This window comes from Allobosea sp. BE125, from assembly GCF_031456075.1.
Lineage (GTDB): Bacteria > Pseudomonadota > Alphaproteobacteria > Rhizobiales > Beijerinckiaceae > Allobosea.
Genome location: NZ_JAVDTY010000007.1, coordinates 1 through 18,678, shown reverse-complemented (window position 1 = coordinate 18,678; position 18,678 = coordinate 1). Strand labels below are relative to the sequence as shown.

16 protein-coding genes are annotated in these 18,678 nt (G+C 65.6%); 14 read left to right on the top strand and 2 right to left on the bottom strand.

Annotation, left to right across the window (positions count from 1 at the left end):
- The first annotated feature begins 5 nt into the window (after positions 1-5).
- The 8 genes from J2Y55_RS16440 to J2Y55_RS16405 all read left to right on the top strand — a co-directional run bounded on the left by J2Y55_RS16440 (position 6) and on the right by J2Y55_RS16405 (position 11,116).
- Entirely contained in the window at positions 6-734 is a 729-nt protein-coding gene (locus J2Y55_RS16440; protein WP_310155388.1) for an RNA-binding protein, read from the top strand.
- Positions 731-3,592: a translation initiation factor IF-2 gene (gene infB / locus J2Y55_RS16435; protein WP_310155385.1), complete on the top strand. Its 2,862-nt coding sequence runs from the start codon at positions 731-733 to the stop codon at positions 3,590-3,592. The genes J2Y55_RS16440 and infB overlap by 4 nt, the downstream gene beginning before the upstream one ends.
- 155 nt (positions 3,593-3,747) lie before the next feature.
- Positions 3,748-4,197 carry a 30S ribosome-binding factor RbfA gene (gene rbfA / locus J2Y55_RS16430; RefSeq protein ID WP_310155382.1) on the top strand — a complete coding sequence of 150 codons (450 nt, stop codon included), beginning with the start codon at positions 3,748-3,750 and terminating at the stop codon, positions 4,195-4,197.
- Positions 4,190-5,149: a tRNA pseudouridine(55) synthase TruB gene (gene truB / locus J2Y55_RS16425; RefSeq protein ID WP_310155380.1), complete on the top strand. Its 960-nt coding sequence runs from the start codon at positions 4,190-4,192 to the stop codon at positions 5,147-5,149. Before rbfA ends, truB begins: the two co-directional genes overlap by 8 nt.
- 193 nt (positions 5,150-5,342) lie before the next feature.
- Complete coding sequence (locus tag J2Y55_RS16420) at positions 5,343-6,599, top strand: extracellular solute-binding protein (RefSeq protein ID WP_310155377.1); 1,257 nt, start codon at positions 5,343-5,345, stop codon at positions 6,597-6,599.
- Between the two features lie 7 nt (positions 6,600-6,606).
- Positions 6,607-7,530: a carbohydrate ABC transporter permease gene (locus J2Y55_RS16415; RefSeq protein ID WP_310155374.1), complete on the top strand. Its 924-nt coding sequence runs from the start codon at positions 6,607-6,609 to the stop codon at positions 7,528-7,530.
- Positions 7,527-8,369 (top strand): carbohydrate ABC transporter permease, encoded by an 843-nt coding sequence (locus J2Y55_RS16410; protein WP_310155372.1) that lies wholly within the window; start codon positions 7,527-7,529, stop codon positions 8,367-8,369. Before J2Y55_RS16415 ends, J2Y55_RS16410 begins: the two co-directional genes overlap by 4 nt.
- A 206-nt stretch (positions 8,370-8,575) precedes the next feature.
- Positions 8,576-11,116: a methyl-accepting chemotaxis protein gene (locus J2Y55_RS16405; RefSeq protein WP_310155369.1), complete on the top strand. Its 2,541-nt coding sequence runs from the start codon at positions 8,576-8,578 to the stop codon at positions 11,114-11,116.
- Between the two features lie 25 nt (positions 11,117-11,141).
- Here J2Y55_RS16405 and J2Y55_RS16400 read toward each other — a convergent pair whose 3' ends face one another.
- The gene (locus tag J2Y55_RS16400; protein WP_310155366.1) at positions 11,142-12,062 is read right to left on the bottom strand and encodes an AraC family transcriptional regulator; all 921 of its coding nucleotides are present in this window, start codon (positions 12,060-12,062) and stop codon (positions 11,142-11,144) included.
- A 216-nt stretch (positions 12,063-12,278) separates the two neighbouring features.
- Between J2Y55_RS16400 and J2Y55_RS16395 the strand changes: the two genes are divergently transcribed.
- Positions 12,279-12,644, top strand: coding sequence for an Atu4866 domain-containing protein (locus J2Y55_RS16395; RefSeq protein WP_310155363.1), 366 nt, complete (start codon positions 12,279-12,281; stop codon positions 12,642-12,644).
- A gap of 56 nt (positions 12,645-12,700) precedes the next feature.
- Here J2Y55_RS16395 and J2Y55_RS16390 read toward each other — a convergent pair whose 3' ends face one another.
- Positions 12,701-13,312 carry an NAD(P)-dependent oxidoreductase gene (locus J2Y55_RS16390; protein ID WP_310155361.1) on the bottom strand — a complete coding sequence of 204 codons (612 nt, stop codon included), beginning with the start codon at positions 13,310-13,312 and terminating at the stop codon, positions 12,701-12,703.
- Positions 13,313-13,436: 124 nt separating this feature from the next.
- Here J2Y55_RS16390 and J2Y55_RS16385 point away from each other — a divergent pair, with 124 nt between their 5' ends.
- The 5 genes from J2Y55_RS16385 (at position 13,437) to J2Y55_RS16365 (ending at position 18,413) form a co-directional block, all read left to right on the top strand.
- Positions 13,437-13,829 carry a winged helix-turn-helix transcriptional regulator gene (locus J2Y55_RS16385; protein WP_404978945.1) on the top strand — a complete coding sequence of 131 codons (393 nt, stop codon included), beginning with the start codon at positions 13,437-13,439 and terminating at the stop codon, positions 13,827-13,829.
- Positions 13,830-13,981: 152 nt separating this feature from the next.
- The gene (gene rpsO / locus J2Y55_RS16380; RefSeq protein WP_069689097.1) at positions 13,982-14,251 is read left to right on the top strand and encodes a 30S ribosomal protein S15; all 270 of its coding nucleotides are present in this window, start codon (positions 13,982-13,984) and stop codon (positions 14,249-14,251) included.
- Between the two features lie 261 nt (positions 14,252-14,512).
- Entirely contained in the window at positions 14,513-16,681 is a 2,169-nt protein-coding gene (gene pnp, locus J2Y55_RS16375) for a polyribonucleotide nucleotidyltransferase (RefSeq protein ID WP_092178472.1), read from the top strand.
- A 249-nt stretch (positions 16,682-16,930) separates the two neighbouring features.
- Entirely contained in the window at positions 16,931-17,695 is a 765-nt protein-coding gene (locus J2Y55_RS16370; RefSeq protein ID WP_310155351.1) for an alpha/beta fold hydrolase, read from the top strand.
- Between the two features lie 82 nt (positions 17,696-17,777).
- Positions 17,778-18,413 (top strand): pyridoxamine 5'-phosphate oxidase family protein, encoded by a 636-nt coding sequence (locus J2Y55_RS16365; RefSeq protein WP_310155350.1) that lies wholly within the window; start codon positions 17,778-17,780, stop codon positions 18,411-18,413.
- The last annotated feature ends 265 nt before the right edge of the window (positions 18,414-18,678 follow it).

Sequence of the window (18,678 nt, the reverse complement as noted above, 5' to 3'; positions counted from 1 at the left end):
CGCAGATGCAACGGGCTGTCTCGAAGAGCGAGACGCGGAAAGACGGCCCGGAGCGCAGCTGCGTCGTGAGCCGGGCGGTGAAATCGCCCGACGACCTGATCCGCTTCGTGGTCGGGCCCGACGGAGTCCTGACGCCTGATCTCCGGCGCAAGCTGCCGGGGCGAGGCGTCTGGACGAGCCTGAGCGCCAAGACCGTCACCGAGGCGGTGAAGCGCAAGGCCTTCGAGCGATCGCTCAAGGTAAAGATCACCGTGCCGGCCGATCTGGTCGCGATGATCGACAGCCTGATGCTACGCGATGCGCTGCAGGCTCTGGCGATGGCCAACAAGGCCGGACTGGTCTCGAGCGGCTTCGCCAAGGTCGAGGCCGTGATCGGATCTGGTCGCTGCGCAGCGGTGATCGAAGCCAGCGACGGCGCCGAAGATGGCCGCCGCAAGATCGGACAAGCCCTGAAGCGGGCCGAAATTGCCCGTGAAGGCGCAGGTCTGAAGGTACGAAAGACACCTGTCGTCGCAATTTTTGCGGCGACGGATTTGGAATTGGCGTTGGGGCGGGCACATGTGATACATGCGGCGCTTGCTCCGGGTCCGGCGGCCGAGGGTTTCCTCTTCCGCTGGCGTCGGCTCGTCCGCTACAGGACGGACGATGTCGGTGCGACGGAGCCTGACCACCCGGCGCACTCCGACCCCTTAGACGAACAAACGACCGAACCGGCAGGACCGAACGCGGAATGAGCGATACCAAGACCCCGGGCGATAAGACCTTGACGGTCAGCCCCCCGAAGACCCTGACGTTGAAGCGTCCTGTCGAACAGAGCACTGTCCGGCAGAGCTTCTCGCATGGGCGCTCGAAGCAGGTCGTCGTCGAGGTCAAGCGACGCGCAGGCGGCCCCGAGATCAAGGAGGCGCCGATCGCGCGCGCCCCTCAGCCTCAGGTCCAGCAGGCTGCGCCGCGCCCGGTTCCTCCGGCACCTACTCCCGTCACGCGGCCCGCCGGCAGCATGCTGCTGCGCACGCTCTCGGAAGACGAGAAGGACGCCCGCCAGCGCGCACTCTCCGACTCGCGCGACCGTGAAGCGGAAGCCCGCCGCATCGCCGAGGATGAAGCGCGCCAGCGCGCCGCGGTGATCGAACGCGAACGCCAGGAGCGCGAAGCCGCCCTCGCCCGCCAGCGCGAGGAAGAAGAGCGTCGCCGCCAGGAAGACGATCACAAGCGCCGCGCCGAAAGCGCTGCACGCCAGCGCATGAACGAGGAGCAGCAGGCTCCGCGTCCGGCAGCCCCCCAGCCGCCGCGTGATGCCGCGCCCGCTCCGCAGGGCGACAGCCCGGCGGCTGCGCCGGCAGCCCCGGCGCCTGCTTACGCCCAGGCGCCCCGTCCGGCCCCTTCCGGTCCGCGTCCCGATTTCGCCCCGCGTACGCCGATGCGCGATATCGGCGCCCGACCGCCCCGTCTGGATTCGCGTCCGCCGCGCCTCGACACCCCACGCCCGCCGCGCCCGGTCGATACGACTGCACCGGCCGAGCCAGCCATCACCCGGCCCACGCGCCAGGCTCCCTCCACGGCAGCGCCGCGCAGCCGTCCCGATGATAGCGAGGCGCGTCCCGCGTTCCGTCGTCCCGGCGGCTTTGCCGGCGGTCCGCCGCGGGGCGCACCCGTGCCCGCGCCAAAAACTCCCAAGGTCGGTGAGAAGCCGCGCGGCCGCCTGACATTGTCGACCGCGACCGGCGGCGACGATGAGCGCACGCGCTCGGTCGCGGCCTTCCGCCGGCGCGTCCAGCGCATGACCGGGCACCGCGCCTCGGACGTCGCCAAGGAGCGCGTGATGCGCGAGGTGATCGTTCCCGAGACGATCACCATCCAGGAACTCGCCAACCGCATGACCGAGCGCGGCGTTGATGTCATCCGCCTGCTGATGAAGCAGGGCGCGATGCATAAGATCACCGATGTGATCGACGCCGACACGGCCCAGCTCGTGGCCGAGGAAATGGGTCACACGGTCAAGCGCGTCGCCGATTCCGACGTCGAAGGCGGCCTGTTCGACATAGCCGATCCGGAGGACACCCTTCTCCCGCGTCCGGCCGTCGTCACCATCATGGGCCATGTCGACCACGGCAAGACCTCGCTGCTCGACGCGATCCGCCAGACCCATGTCGTTACCGGCGAGGCCGGCGGCATCACCCAGCATATCGGCGCCTATCAGGTGAAGACGCCGTCGGGCGCACAGGTCACCTTCATCGACACGCCCGGTCACGCCGCCTTCACGGCGATGCGCGCCCGCGGCGCCAAGGTCACCGACGTCGTCGTGCTCGTGGTCGCGGCCGATGACGGCGTCATGCCGCAGACGGTCGAGGCCATCAATCACGCAAAGGCGGCCGGTGTGCCGCTGATCGTGGCGATCAACAAGATCGACAAGGCCGACGCCAGCCCCGAGCGGGTCCGCTCGGAACTGCTGCAATACGAGATCCAGGTCGAGACACTGGGCGGCGAGACGTTGGAGATCGAGGTCTCGGCCAAGACCGGCAAGAACCTCGACAAGCTGCTGGAAGCCATCGCGCTGCAGGCCGAACTGCTCGACCTGAAGGCCAATCCCGACCGGCCGGCCGAAGGTACCGTGATCGAGGCCAAGCTCGATCGCGGCCGTGGCCCGGTCGCGACCGTGCTTGTCCAGCGCGGCACGCTGCGCACCGGCGACATCGTCGTGGCGGGTTCGGAATGGGGCCGCGTGCGCGCCCTGATCGGCGACACCGGGGCTCATATCAAGGAAGCCCCCCCTTCGCTTCCCGTCGAGGTGCTCGGCTTCAACGGCACGCCTGAGGCCGGCGACCGCGTTGCGGTGGTCGAATCCGAGGCGCGCGCCCGCGAGATCACCGATTACCGTGAGCGCCAGAAGCGCGACCGCATCGCCGCGCGCGGCGGCGGCTCCGCGGCGGGCCGTTCGCTCGCCGACATGATGCGCGACCTCAAGGAAGGCGCCGGCCGCAAGGAATTCCCGCTCGTCGTCAAGGGTGACGTGCAGGGCTCGGTCGAGGCCATCGTTGGCACGCTCGAGAAGGTCGGCAACGACGAGGTGCGCGCCCGCGTGCTGCAGTCGGGCGTCGGCGGCATCACCGAATCCGACATCACGCTGGCCCAGGCTTCGGGCGCGGCCGTGATCGGCTTCAACGTGCGCGCCCATAAGGAAGCGCGCGAGGCGGCCGAACGTGCCGGCGTCGAGATCCGCTACTACAACATCATCTACAACCTCGTGGATGACGTTAAGGCGGCGATGTCGGGCCTGCTCGCTCCGACCCTGCGCGAAACCATGCTCGGCAACGCCCAGATCCTCGAGATCTTCGCGGTCTCGAAGGTCGGCAAGATCGCCGGCTGCCGCGTCACCGACGGCACGATCGAGCGCGGCGCCAATGTCCGCCTGATCCGCGACAATGTCGTGGTTCACGAGGGCAAGCTCGCCCAGCTCAAGCGCTTCAAGGACGACGCCAAGGAAGTGGTCGCCGGCCAGGAATGCGGCATGTCCTTCGAGAACTACCAGGACATGCGCCCGGGCGACGTCATCGAGTGCTATCGCGTCGAAGAGATCAAGCGGACGCTGTAAGGCAGCCGCTTCCCCAGGGAAGCGCGTCATGGTCGGGCTTGTCCCGACCATCTCGTGACGAAAAGAGCGCCGTCCAGCGCCTCATCCTTCAAGAGATGGCCGGGTCAAACCCGGCCATGGCGTTTAATCCGGTCCGATCCCGGAGAACGAGAACCATGGCAAGACCAGCAAAACCTTCCGGCCCCTCGCAGCGGCAGTTGCGCATTGGCGAATTGATCCGCCACGCCATCGCCGAGATGCTCGCGCGCGGCGACATCCATGACGATGTCCTCGCCAAGCACGTCATCACCGTGCCCGAGGTGCGCCTTTCATCCGATCTGAAGCTGGCGACCTGCTTCATCATGCCGCTCGGCGGCGGCGACGTGAAGCCGGTTCTGAAGGCGCTGACCGACCATAAGCGCTATATCCGCGGCGAGATCGCCCATCGCGTGAACCTGAAATACGCGCCCGATGTCCGCTTCCTGCAGGATCAGAGCTTCGCCGAGGCCGAGCGCGTCGATGCGCTGCTTTATTCCGACAAGGTGCGCCGGGACATTCTGAAGCAGCCGCTGCGGATCCAGCAAGACAACCCAAACCAGGATGAGGGAGGGCAGGACGATGAGTGAGGTCGCCACTGCCGAAGACGCCGCCCTGCCGGCACAGGATGAAGCTCGCAGCTTTGCGCCGCGCCCGAAAAAGCGCGACGTGCATGGCTGGGTCGTGCTCGACAAGCCCGTCGGCATGACCTCGACCCATGCCGTCAGCGTGGTGAAGCGCGCTTTCTCGGCCAAGAAGGCCGGCCATGCCGGTACGCTCGATCCACTCGCCTCGGGCCTGCTGCCGATCGCACTCGGCGAGGCGACCAAGACCGTTCCCTTCGTCATGGACGGGCGGAAGGCCTATCAGTTCACCGTCGCCTGGGGCACTCAGACCGATACCGACGACACCGAGGGCAAAGTCATCGCCACCTCGGAAACCCGTCCGGAGGAAGCCGCGATCACCGCGTTGCTGCCGCGCTTCACCGGCACGATCCAGCAGGTGCCGCCGAAATACTCCGCCATCAAGATCGCTGGCGAGCGCGCCTATGATCTCGCCCGGGAGGGCGAGGAGGTGACGCTGCAGGCGCGGCCCGTCGAGATCGATGCGCTGCGCATCGTCAGCCACAGCGCCGAGACGACGACCTTCGAGGCCGAATGCGGCAAGGGCACCTATGTGCGGGCGATCGCGCGCGATCTCGGCCTGGCGCTCGGCTGCCTGGGGCATGTCGCCCATCTCCGCCGCACCCGCGTCGGCCCGTTCAGCGTCGCAGATGCTGCCAGCGTCGAGAGCCTGCGCGAGAGCCCGGAGGCGGCGACCGCCGCACTCCTGCCGGTGAAGACCGCGCTGTCACTGATTCCTGAGATCGTCGTCCATCGCGATGCGGCGCTGCGCCTGAAGCGCGGCCAGAGCGTGCTGCTGCGCGGGCGCGATGCACCGGTCGAAGCGCAGGCCGTCTACGCGACCTCGGGCGGCGTACTGATCGCGACCGGCTCGATCGACAATGGCGAGCTGGTGCCACATCGCGTCTTCAACCTGTAGTTTCCGGTCCCTTTCTGGCGGCGCTGCGTTTCCGGCGGCGTTCGTGGTCTCGAACTGGTCTTGTTGCGCCCCGCCCTGAATCACGATTGCATCGGCCCGGCGGCCAAAATAGATTGGAGCGGGCAGACCTGTTAGAGACCATAGAGCCGGCGCTGCGCGACCAGATGCGGCCCGACGTCAGGGGATGAAAACGATGATCGCGATCACTCGCCGTCTCAGCATCGTCGCCGCGGCCGCTGTCGCACTTGTCGGCGGGCTCTCCGGCATCGCCTCCGCGCAGACGGAGCTGACCTTCTGGACCTGGCGTCAGGAGGATCGCGCGGTCTATCAAATGTTCTTCCAGGCGTTTGAGAAGGCCAATCCCGGCATCAAGGTCAGGTTTGAGGGCTTCGAGCCCGCCAACTACCAGACCATCCTGTCGACGGCGCTAGCGGGAGGACGCGGGCCCGATGTGATGCAGGTGCGGGCCTATGGCAATCTCGAGAGCATCGCCAAGCCCGGTTATCTCATGGCGCTCGACAAGGCCAACGCGCCCGAAACCGCCAATTTCCCCGATTCGGCGCTTGCGGCCGAGAGCCTGCGCGCCGACGGCAAGGTCTACGCGCTGCCCTTCGCCTCGCAGACCATGCTGGTGGTCTACAACACCGAACTCTTCGCCAAACACGGGGTCACCCCGCCCGGAAGCTGGGACGAACTCGTCGCCCTGTGCAAGGCGCTCAAGGCCAAGGGTGTGACGCCGTTCGCCAACGGCACCGCCACAGCCTGGCAGAACGAGACCATCGTTCAGGCGCTGCTCTCGTCCCTGCTCGGCAAGGGGTTCGAGGCCGATCTGCTTTCGGGCAAGGCCGATTTCACCGATCCGCGCTTCGTCGGCGCGCTGACCAAGTTGAACGAGCTCAAGGACTATTTCGCGCCGAATTTCTCCGGCATCGACCACGCCTCGTCGCAGCAGCTCTTCGCCGCCGGCAGCGCGGCGATGTTTGCCGGCGGCTCCTTCGAGGTCGCGGCCTTTCAAAAACAGAATCCGCGCCTCAAGCTTGGCGTCTTCGCGTCCCCGCCCGCCAAGGCTGGCGAGCCGCCCCTCGTCGCCGTTTTCTACGATGGCGGTTATGCCGTGAACGCCAGGACGGAGAAGAAGGAGGCGGCGCTGAAGCTGGTGCGTTGGCTCGGCACGCCAGAGTTCGGGACGATGCTGAGCGGCACTCTGCAGAACGTCTCGCCGATCAAAGGCGTCAGAGCTGAGGCGCCGGCAGTGCAGCAGGTGATGAAGCTCAACGAAAGCGCGATGTCGTACCTCATGCTGGTGCATTTCCGCTACCAGGAGCCCTCCGGCTCGGTGCTGCTGCAAGCAGGCGTGCAGAAGATGCTCGCCGGGCAGACGACGCCCGCTGAAGTCGGTGCCGAGATCACCAAGGGCATCGCGACCTATTATGCGCCGTTCAAGAAATAGCTGAGCCATGCCGGATGTGGGTTCGGCTACCCGCCACCGGGTCTGGGTGACGTTCCTCGTCACGCCGCCTTTGGCGGTGATGGCGGTGTTCGTGGTCTATCCGATCCTGTCAGCGTTCTCTTATGCCTTCTTCTCCTGGCATGGCCTGTCGCGCGAGGCCTTCGTCGGGCTTGAAAACTTCGTCGACCTGTTCACGAAGCCGCATTACGCGCAGCCGATCATGCGCGCCTTCGGACACAACCTGATCGTGCTCGCGGCCCTGCTCGTGGTGCAGAACGGCGGCGGCTTCCTGCTTGCCTGGTTCTTGTACCGCGAACCCTTCGGCTTTCGCTTTCACCGGGTCGCGGTCTTCCTGCCGGTCATCCTGTCGAGCGTGATCGTCGCCTTCCTGTGGAAGCTGCTGCTTCATCCGAATTTCGGCGCTGTGAACGGCGCGCTGAATGCAGCGGGGCTGGGCAACCTCGCTCTGCCCTGGCTCGGCGATAGCCGCACCGCGCTTGCCGCCCTGATCTTCGCCAATGCCTGGCACTGGATCGGCTTCCCGACGCTGGTCTTCCTTGCCGGCATGCAGCGCATTCCGCGCGAAGTGCTGGAAAGCGCGGAACTCGATGGAGCGAGCCAGATCCAGGTTCTGCGCCGCATCGTCTGGCCGCTGGCGGCGCCGAGCGCGACGGTGACTTTTACCCTGCTCTTCATCGGCGCCTTCAACTGGTTCGAGCTGCCCTATCTGATGACCGGTCTCGAAGGTTCGCCCTTCGGTTCGACCGATGTGCTCGGCCTCGTGTTCTACCGCCTCGCCTTCGGCAACCAGAGCGCCAGCGTTCAGGATTTCGGTCATGGTTCGGCCTTGGCGACACTGCTCTTCCTGTTCATGGCGGCTGTCGCGACGGCGGCAACCATCCGTCTGCGCCGACGCGAGATCGCACTGTGACGCGCTGGCTCGCTCGTCCCGCCGATCTTGCCAGCGCCGGCATGGTCCAGCTCGTGCTGATCCTGAACTCGGCGTTGATGCTCTACCCGATCGTGATCATGGTGTTCGCCGCCTTCAAGCCGACGGCGGAGATCTTCGCCAGACCCTTCGCGCCGCCTGATTTCAGCAATACAGACAATTTCGTCCGTATCGTCGAGGAAGCCAACTTCCTGCGCTATCTCGGCAATTCGATCCTGGTCACGGGCGTCTCGGTCGCGCTGATCCTGGTGCTGGGAACGATGGCGGCCTATGCGATCGCACGCTACCGGTTTGCGCTGGCGACGCCGATCTTCCTGGTCTTCCTCGCCGGGCTGATGCTGCCGCTGAAGCTCGCGATCATCCCGCTCTTCGTCCAGATGAACGGGCTCGGGCTGATCGATTCGCGGCTCTCGCTGATCCTGATCTATGTTGCGATGGGGCTGCCCTCGACCGTCTTCATCATGACGGGCTTCCTGCGCACATTACCGGGCGAACTCGAGGATGCCGCCCGCATCGACGGCGCTTCCGAGCCGCGCATCATGTGGTCGATCATGCTGCCCTTGTGCAAGCCGCCCCTGGTGATCGCGGGCATCCACAATGCCGTGCCGGTCTGGAACGATTTCTTCTTCCCGCTGATCTTCATCCAGAGCGATGCGCGCAAGACGCTGCCACAGGGCCTGACCGCATTCATCGGCGAGTACGCGACCGATTGGGGCATGCTGTTCGCCGGGCTCACCATCGCGGCGCTGCCGATCACCTTGGTCTACATCGTGCTATCGCGCCAGTTCATCGCCGGGATGACGCAGGGCGTCGCGAAATAGGGTGGCGTCGGCGGCGATCGCGACCGGCTCGATCGACAATGGCAAGCTTGTGCCGCACCGCGCCTTCAACCTGTGAATTCGTTTGGAATCGACTGCACGCATAGGTTGGTAAATCAAGCGTAAACACTATTTCAAGGCTTCTGCGGCAATTTGATCCAGTTGCCGTGCGCCAGAAAGCACGCGGCCGGGGCGAGCGGGGGCCGCACATGACTTTGTCGACTTCGAAGCTGTCGATCAGGCATATCCTGATCGGCCTGATCTGCGCGATGGCGCTGATGACCGGCGGCCTGACGCTCCAGGAAATCTGGTCCACCTACAAGCGCTACGGCGTGTCCCAGCAAGTTGTCGGGCTGGCGGGGTTGAACCGGAACCTGTTCGATGCGCTCGGCGCCTTCCGTCTCGAGCGCGCCTCGATGCAGAGCGCCGTCATCCTGCCGAGCGACAAGAACCAGTCCTCGATCGCCACCTATCTGCAGCGGCGCAAGCAAGTCGACGACGCCATCGCACAAGCGAATTCGATATTCACCGCTTCGAACCGCCCGGCTCTCGCCCCGTTCCAGCGCGACCTCGCCGCCATCTATGACGAGAATCGCAAGCTGCGCGAGAGCGTCGAAAGCGACCTCAAATTGCCGGTAGAGGGCCGCGACAAGCAGATGCCCGAGCGCATCCTCGTTGTCGGCGAGAAGCTGCTGGTCAGCCTCGACAAGGCGTCATTGGCCGTCGACAGCGAGATCCGCGCGCTCAATCCGGCCCTGACCGAACTCGTGGTCGCGCGCGCGCTCTCCTGGGCGACGCGCACCTATGCTGGCACATCCGGCGTCATGGTCAGCACGATCACGGCGCAGCAGCGCCCCTTCGACGCGAAGGAGACGCGCATCCTGTTCAGCAATGACGCCAGCGCGCTGGCCAGCTGGCAGGCCTTGCGCGACATGGCCGACACCGCCCAGACCGACCCGGTGATCAAGGCCGCCATCGCCACGGGCCAAGCCACCTATTTCTCCGGCCCGGTCAAGGAGATGCGTGAGAAGCTCGTCGCCCAGGCGACCACCGGCAGCAAGCCCAGCATGTCAGTCGACCAGTGGCGCGGCGAGATCGTGCCCGCGCTCGAAACCATCGCGGCCGTCGCCAATACGGCGCTGGATCGGGCCATCGCAGGAGCGAATGCAACCGCGAATCAGGCCTTTTCCGAACTCCTGACATATGGCGCGATCCTGCTCGTCAGCCTGCTGATCGCCATGGCCGGATATGTCGTGGTGCGCTCGCGCGTCACCACCCCGCTCGCGCAGATGACGACGGCGATGACGCAGCTGGCGAAGGGCGATCTCGATACCGCCTTGCCGCGGATCAGCCATAAGGACGAGATCGGGGCGATGGCGAGCGCCTTGTCGGTCTTCCATGAGAATCTGGTCAAGATGCGCGAGCTCGAGCAATCGGAGCGCACAGCCTCGGCCACTCGCCTGGCGCGGGCTCAGTCGATGGAGGCTGTGGTCTCCGATGTCGGCGATGTGGTCGCGGCTGCGGCGTCGGGTGATTTCTCGGCGCGGCTGCAGATCGACCAGGCCGACGAGCAGATGCAGAAGCTCGTCGCCGGGATCAACGAGATCAATGCGGTGGTCGACAGCGCCACGAGCGAGTTCGCCGCCGCCTTGCACGCGGTTGCGGGCGGCGACCTGACCGCCCGGATCGAGACCGCCTATCGCGGCAAGTTCGCCGAGCTCAAGGGCGCGATCAACGAGACGGTGGACCGCCTGTCCACGACGGTGCGCACGATCCAGGTAACCTCGGCGGATGTCGGCCTGGCCGCCCGCGAGATCACCATGGGCGCCGATGATCTGTCGAAGCGCACGGAAGAGCAGGCCTCGTCGCTGGAGGAGACCGCAGCCACGACCGAGGAGCTCGCAGCTTCGGTCAAGGCCTCGGCCCAGGCCTCGAAGGACGCAGCCGGCATCGCCAATGACGCGATGCAGGCGGCCCAGTCGGGCGGCGTGATCGCTGGCCAGGCGGTCGACGCCATGGCGCGCATCGAGAGCGCCTCGCAGAAGATCTCCGACATCATCCGGGTGATCGACGACATCGCCTTCCAGACCAATCTGCTGGCGCTGAACGCGGCGGTGGAAGCCGCACGTGCCGGCGATGCCGGCAAGGGCTTTGCCGTGGTCGCCTCCGAGGTGCGCACGCTGGCGCAGCGCTCGGGCGCTGCCGCCAAGGACATCTCCGGCCTGATCTCCTCGTCCAACAGCGAGGTCGGCGAGGGCGTCAAGCTGGTGCGCCAGGCCGGCGACGCACTGACCCAGATCCTGGCCGCCTCGCAAAAGGTCGCGGCCACCATCGCCGAGATCTCGGCAGCCTCGGGCGAGCAGGCCAACGGCATCGACGAGATGAGCCAGGCTGTCGCCCATCTCGACGAGATGACGCAGGCCAATGCGGCGCTCGCCGAACAGAGCGCGGCCTCGGCCGGGTCGCTCTCGGGCCGCATCGTCCAGCTCAACGACCTCGTCGCCGCCTTCAGGACCGGCCCTGAAAGCGCGACCGCCTCATCGGCCAGCTACGCCCCGGCGCCAGTCAGGGCAGCCCCGGCTGGGCATGGCTCGGAGCCCGCACGCCTGCGTAAGCTCGCCGAGGCTGCCTTCGGACAGACCAGGGCGGAAGCTCCAGCCAGATCCGCCCCTGCCCCGGCGCGGGCCTCCGCACCGGCCAAGCGCGCCGTCAACGGCCGCGCCAATGACGCCGGCTGGGAGGAGTTCTGAGACGGGGGAAGGCCTGAGCGCAGCCTCAGGCTCCAACCATCTCCAAGGCTGACGCGCCGCGCAGCCTTGCAACGTCCCGCAGTGGCGGCGCGCCGAAGAGCCGGCGATATTCGCGGCTGAACTGCGACGGGCTTTCATAGCCGACCCTGAAACCGGCGGAGGCGGCATCCAGCGCCGCGCCCAGGATGAGCCGTCGCGCCTCCTGCAGGCGCAATTGCTTCTGGTATTGCAGCGGGCTCATCGCGGTGACCGCCTTGAAGTGCTGATGCAGCGCCGAGGGACTCATGCTCGCCTCGGACGCCAGCGCCTCGATGCTGAAGGTCTTGTCGTAGTTGCGCCTGATCCAGCCTATGGCCCTGTTCACCTGTTGCAACTTGCTTTCCGCCGTCGCGATCTGGCGCAGGCGGGCCGCCTGTTCTCCATTCATCAGGCGGTAGAGGATCTCGCGCTCGGCCAGCGGCGCGAGAACCGCGATATCATGCGGCGTCTCCAGCAGCCGGACCAACCGCAGCATGGCGTCGAGCAGTTCGGGCGCTGCCGGATTCACGGCAAGGCCCGGGCCGGCGCCGGTATGACCACCCTCGCCGGGCTTGGTCGCGTTGGGCTTGCTTTCGAGCATCAGCGCACTGAGCTGGACGGGATCGAGATCGAGCCGCACAGAGAAATAGGGCTCCTCAGTGCTGGCCTCCACCACCTGGCCGATGATGGGCAGATCGACGGAGACGACGAGGTAATGCGTCCGATCGTAGAGATAGATCTGCTCGCCCAGCATGACCTGCTTGCGGCCCTGCACGATGATGCACAGCGCCGGCAGATGCAGCCCATGCATCGGCTCGGTCGGCTGGCTGGAGCGGATCAGGGCAAGCCGCGGGATCGCTGTCTGATGCACGCCATCCAAGGTCACGAGGCGGCCGAGCAACGCCGCCAGTTCATCCGCCTGCCGCATCCAACCGCTCCATCATAGGGCTGGCGCCTATCAGGCGGACGCCAGCGTCTGGATTTTCATACAATGAATTGGCGGTTCCTTCGACCCTATGCCAGCACTCACGGAGGATCAGGCAATCCTTGCGGCGCTTCGGTCTATCGCCCGCGAGCCCGCATGCGGCATTCATCTCCTCGCACTGGCCCAATTAGGTGGCCGCTCGAAACACAGGAGCAAGCCATGCAATTCAACCGCGTTCTCACCGCGTTCAGCGCGCTCACCGGATCCATCCGCGCTGCCAACGCAACCCGCCCGCTTGAGATCGACCTCGAAGCCCTGATGCAGCCCAACGCCGCCGAGCGCGCCATGATGGGCGTCTGGGTCGCCGATGACGGGGCGACCCGGCTCTCGCTCCTGCCGAACGGCCGCTATGGCAAGACGCTCCATGCGGGTCGCGACATCTATCGCGGCCGCTACGAAGTCGACGGGTCGCGCCTCTATTTCGAGGGCGATACCGGCCGCACGGCGATCGGCGAGACCCGCCGCGGCATTCTCACGCTGGGCGACCATCGCTTCATCAGGCCGGGCGCGCGCAGCGCCGCATGAAAAAGGGCCGGCGCGGGGTGGCGCCGGCCCTCGTTTTTTCAGTAACCGCACATTTTTCAGTAACCGACCGTGAATCGCTCGCGGCTATGGGCCGGCTTCTCCAGCTCGTCGACCAGCGCCACCGCGAAATCCTCGGCGGAGATCGCGCTGTTGCCGCCGCCGTCGACCAGCAACTGATCGCCACCGAGACGGAACTTTCCGGTTCGCTCACCGGGTGCGATCACGGCCGAGGGCGACAGGAAGCTCCAGTCCAGCGCCGTCTCCTGCCGCAGGATCTCGAGATAGGCGCCACCCTTCTTGGCCTCGGCATGGTAGATCGCCGGGAAATCGGGCGTATCGAACAGCTTCACGCCAGGGGCGACCTCAAGGCTGCCCGCGCCGCCGACGACGAGGTAGCGCTTGACGCCGGACTGCTTCACGGCCCCGAGCAGCGCGTCCGCATCGCTCGCCAGATAGTGGACGGAGCTGATCACCACCTCATGGCCGGCAAGCAACCTGGCGAGGCCGTCCTTATCGAAGATATCGCCCTTCACGGCGGTAACGCCCGCCAGCGCCGGAACCTTCTCCGGATTGCGGACAATGGCCGTGACCTTATGGCCGCGGGAGACCAGCTCCGACAGAATGCGCGAGCCGATGAAGCCGGTGGCGCCGATGAGTGCGATTGTCATGACACGGTCCTGTTTTTCCAGTATCTGATGGATACTACCACTCCAATGGAACCTAGATGGCTCGCCCATTTCCTTCCGTAAAGAAGGCACTTTCGCGAGACATGGTCACCTTCAGGAAACCCGCATGCTGCAGCGCCCCAACCCCTTCGACGCGCAATGCCCGACGCGGCGGGTGCTCGACCGCATCGGCGACAAATGGGCGGTGCTGATCCTGATCCTGCTCGAACATGAGACGCTGCGCTTCAACGAACTGCGCCGGCGTATCGAGGCGATCTCACAGAAGATGCTGTCGCAGACGCTGAAGAGCCTCGAGCGCGACGGCCTCATCCGCCGCGAGGTCTTCCCGACCGTGCCGGTCACGGTCGAATATTCGCTGACCGAGCTTGGCCGGACGCTGGCCGTGACCGTCGACAGCCTGAGGATCTGGGCGGAAACCCATATCGGCACGGTCGAGGAGGCGCAGCGGCGCTATGACCGCGGTGCCGAGCCGGATTTGGCTGGAACCGCGTCGCGCTAGCCTTTCCCGCCGTTTCGTGTATATGCCCAGCCAACCGGCGTGAAAGCCGGCTGCGCATCCTCTCCTCGATGAGAGCGATTGCGGGCTTCGGACCTTGCTGGACGACATCCCGGCCTGGCCCGCCAGATCAACCCCAATATGAGGATCTCACGATGTCGATCACTGCCGAGCGCAAGACTGCGCTCATGAAGGAACACGCCACCAAGCCGAACGACACCGGCTCGCCGGAAGTCCAGGTCGCGATCCTGACGGAACGCATCAACAACCTGACCGGCCACTTCAAGTCGCATGTCAAGGACAACCATTCGCGTCGCGGCCTGCTCAAGATGGTTTCGCAGCGCCGTTCGCTGCTCGACTATCTCAAGAGCAAGAGCGAGCCGCGCTATAAGAGCCTGATCGAGAAGCTCGGCATCCGCCGCTGATCGAGCGCTGACTGCTTCACGCCCGGTGCGACATCGCTCCGGGCGGTTTTCCAGGATCTGCCGCAATGGGGCGGCGTCCTGATTTCATCGCGGGGGCCGCAAGGGGCGGCCTTCCCGCATGACCCGCCGGGCGTCCTCGATGTCCATGGCAGGATCGCCGAGCGCTCGGGCGCATATTTTCACAAAAACCCGAGCTTTCCGCCGTCTTGCTCATGGGCCGGAGACACCGGCCGGGTCGCATCCGATCCGAAAGACAAATCCATGTTCGATGTACAGACCGAAGAACTGATCTGGGGCGGGCGCAAGCTCGTGCTCGAAACCGGCAAGATCGCCCGCCAGGCCGATGCGGCCGTGCTCGCGACCTATGGCGAGACCGTCGTGCTCGCCACCGTCGTCTCCGCCAAGTCGCCCAAGGCCGGGATCGACTTCTTCCCGCTGACCGTGAACTACCAGGAAAAGACCTTCGCCGCCGGCCGCATTCCCGGCGGTTATTTCAAGCGCGAAGGCCGCCCCACCGAAAAAGAGACGCTGGTCTCGCGCCTGATCGACCGGCCGATCCGCCCGCTCTTCGTCGAGGGTTACCGCAACGAGACGCAGGTCGTCTGCACCGTGCTGCAGCATGACCTCGAAAACGACCCCGACATCGTCGCAATGGTCGCCGCCTCCGCCGCTCTGACGCTGTCGGGCGTGCCCTTCACGGGCCCGGTCGGCGCGGCCCGCGTCGGTTATTTCGACGGCGCCTACAAGCTCAACCCGCTGGTCGACGAGATCAAGGAATCGCAGCTCGACCTCGTCGTCGCCGGCACGCCCGACGCCGTTCTGATGGTTGAATCGGAGGCCAAGCAGCTCTCCGAGGAGATCATGCTCGGCGCCGTGATGTTCGGCCACAAGCACTTCCAGCCGGTGATCGACGCGATCATCCGCCTGGCCGAGAAGGCCGCCAAGGAGCCGCGCGATTACGTTCCGGCCGATAACTCCGTCGTTCTCGACGCGGTTCTCAAGCTGGTCGATGCGGATATCCGCGCCGCCTACCAGATCAGGACCAAGGCCGAGCGCTACAAGGCGCTGGACGCCGCCAAGGCCAAGGTCGCCTCGCTGATCTCCGAGACGCCGGACGGCAAGACCACCTTCACCAAGGAGCAGGTCGGCGGCCAGTTCAAGGAAGCCCAGGCCAAGGTCGTGCGCTGGACCATCCTCGACGACGGCGTTCGCATCGACGGCCGCGATCTCAAGACCGTGCGCAAGATCGTCGCGGAAGCCGGCATCCTGCCGCGCACCCACGGCTCGGCGCTGTTCACCCGCGGCGAGACGCAGGCCCTGGTCGTGACCACGCTGGGCACTGGCGACGACGAGCAGTTCATCGACTCGCTGGAAGGCACCTACAAGGAAACCTTCCTGCTGCACTACAACTTCCCTCCCTATTCGGTTGGTGAAGCTGGCCGCATGGGCTCGCCCGGCCGCCGCGAAATCGGCCATGGCAAGCTCGCCTGGCGCGCCATTCGCCCGATGCTGCCGGCGAAGTCGGAGTTCCCCTACACCATCCGCGTCGTCTCGGAGATCACCGAGTCTAACGGCTCATCCTCGATGGCCACCGTCTGCGGCACCTCGCTTGCCCTGATGGATGCCGGCGTGCCGCTGAAGGCACCGGTTGCGGGCATCGCGATGGGCCTGATCCTGGAAGGCGAGCGCTTCGCGGTGCTCTCCGACATCCTGGGTGACGAGGACCATCTCGGCGACATGGACTTCAAGGTCGCCGGTACGGCCGAGGGCATTACCTCGCTGCAGATGGACATCAAGATCGCCGGCATCACCGAGGAGATCATGAAGGTCGCCCTCGACCAGGCCAAGGGCGGTCGCGACCACATCCTCGGCGAGATGAACAAGGCGCTTTCGGTCTCGCGCGGCCAGCTCGGCGAGTATGCCCCGCGCATCGAGACGATGAAGATCCCGGTCGACAAGATCCGTGAAGTCATCGGCTCCGGCGGCAAGGTCATCCGCGAAATCGTCGAGAAGACCGGCGCGAAGGTCAACATCGAGGACGACGGCACCATCAAGATCGCCTCGGCCGACGGCAAGTCGATCGAAGCCGCGATCAAGTGGATCAAGTCGATCGTCTCCGAAGCCGAAGTCGGCATGATCTATGACGGCACCGTCGTGAAGATCATGGAATTCGGCGCCTTCGTGAACTTCTTCGGCGCCAAGGACGGCCTGGTCCATATTTCGGAGCTGGCCGCGGCTCGCGTCCAGAAGGTCTCGGACGTCGTCAAGGAAGGCGACAAGGTCAAGGTCAAGTTCCTCGGCCAGGACGAGCGCGGCAAGATCCGCCTCTCGATGAAGGTCGTCGACCAGGAGACCGGCGAGGATCTGACCGAGAAGCTCAAGGCCGCTCGCGACGCCGAGAAGAGCCGCGAGCGCGGCGCCGCCGAGTAAGCAGCGCGCGATTCACGTGAAACGAGACGCCCCGCATCGCAGGATGCGGGGCGTTTTTTATTGTCCGCACGCGAAAGCGGTTTCGAGCGAAGCAGCTACCGGCTCGCGTGAAGAATACGCGTTAAAACAATGGGCTAGAGCAATTGAGCGACCCAGCTGAATCGGAAATTGCTCTGGAGCCGGATGCAATGCTGACAGATCCATGATGCGAGCCGCTGCAATCTCCCGCGGCCATCCGGGGGTCCGTTTATGAAGTCTTTCACCGTTCCAATCGCCGATGCGGAGCTGCGCTATCACGACATCGCAGGCGAAGGCCCCGCGCTTCTCTTCATCCATGGGCTGGGCTGCGCCTCCTCCTGCGACTATCCGAGCGTCGCGGCGGACGCCGCCTTGCGGGGGCGGCGCATGCTCCTGGTCGACCTTCTGGGCTCCGGCTTCAGCGATCGACCGACCGGGTTCGGCTACACCATCGAGGACCATGCCCGCAGCATCGTGGCATTGACCGAGCATCTGCGGCTGACCGAGCTCGATCTGTTCGGCCACAGCATGGGCGGGGCAGTGGCCATCACGGCGGCACGGATGCTGGGTGGGCGCCTCAGGCGGCTCGTCCTCGGCGAGCCCAATCTGGAGCCTGGCGGGGGCTTTTTCAGCCGGCGTATCGCCGCCATGACCGAGCGCGACTATATCGAGCGCGGCCATGACGAACTTGTCCAGGCCAGCCGCTCCGAAGGCAACGATATCTGGGCCGCGTCGCTCGCCATCAGTGCTCCCTACGCGGCGCATCGCGGGGCCTGCGCATTGGTCGCCGGCAGCACCCCGAGCTGGCGTGAGGTGCTCGCAGATCTGCCGCAGCCGCGCTGCGTCCTGTTCGGAGAGGCTACTCTTCCAAGCAGCGATGCGGAGGATCTTCCGCGGCTCGACGTCAACGTCGCCATCATACCGGCGGCCGGGCATTCGATGGCCTGGGAGAATCCGGCCGGCCTGGCCCAGGCGATCGCACGGGCCTTGTCCTGAGGCGGCATGGCTCCGGCCGACGTAAAGCCGGGGTGACGGCCCATCTGCAATAGTCTAGACTATTGCAACCATGGAGATTGGCATGACCGACCACATCCTCACCTGCCCCGATGACCTTGCGGCACTTTATCCCAACCCCATCGCCCCGGCCTCGGTCGCCAAGGAGATCGATCGCGTCGATGCGAATTACGGTGCGCTGATCGCCGCCTCGCCATTTTTCGTGCTCGCGACCAATGGTCCTGACGGTCTGGATTGCTCACCGCGTGGGGATATGCCGGGCTTCGTGCGACTCCGGGACGCGAAAACGCTCCTGATTCCGGACAGAAGAGGCAATAACCGTCTGGATTCGTTGAGGAATATCCTGTTCGACAATCGAATCGGAATGCTCTTTTTGATCCCCGGTTACGGCGAAACGCTGCGCGTGAACGGCACGGCGACGCTTTCGACCGATCCCGAGCTCTGCGCGAGCTTCGCGATGGCCGGCAAGCTGCCGGCCTGCGTGATCGTGGTCGCCGTGGAGAGCGTCTACTTCCAGTGCTCGCGCGCAGTGGTCCGCGCCGACCTCTGGAACCCGGCAGCACAGGTCGACAAGCGCAGCCTGCCGAGCGCCGGACAGATCCTGCGGGCGATCACTGAGAAGAACGACACGGTCGAGACCTTCGACGGCGAAGCCTATGACAAGGCGCTGCCGGAGCGGGTGAAGGCGACGCTGTATTGAGGGGCGCGGGATCCCCTCTCCTGCATCGAAGTCGGGTCTACCCGACTTCGACACTTTGAATGCCGAACTCGGGCAGGCCCGAGTTCGGTGAGAGGGGTAGGGGTGAGGTGTAGGCCCCTGGACCAGTTGCGCGCATACTTAGTCGCGCGGTCGCGGTGAGGTCACAGCCGAAACGTCAAACGGCCGACCCCTCACCCTGCCCTCTCCCTACGGAGAGCTTTGCGTAACCGGTCTTTTTGGCGCTTGTGGAAAGTGAGCGGATGGT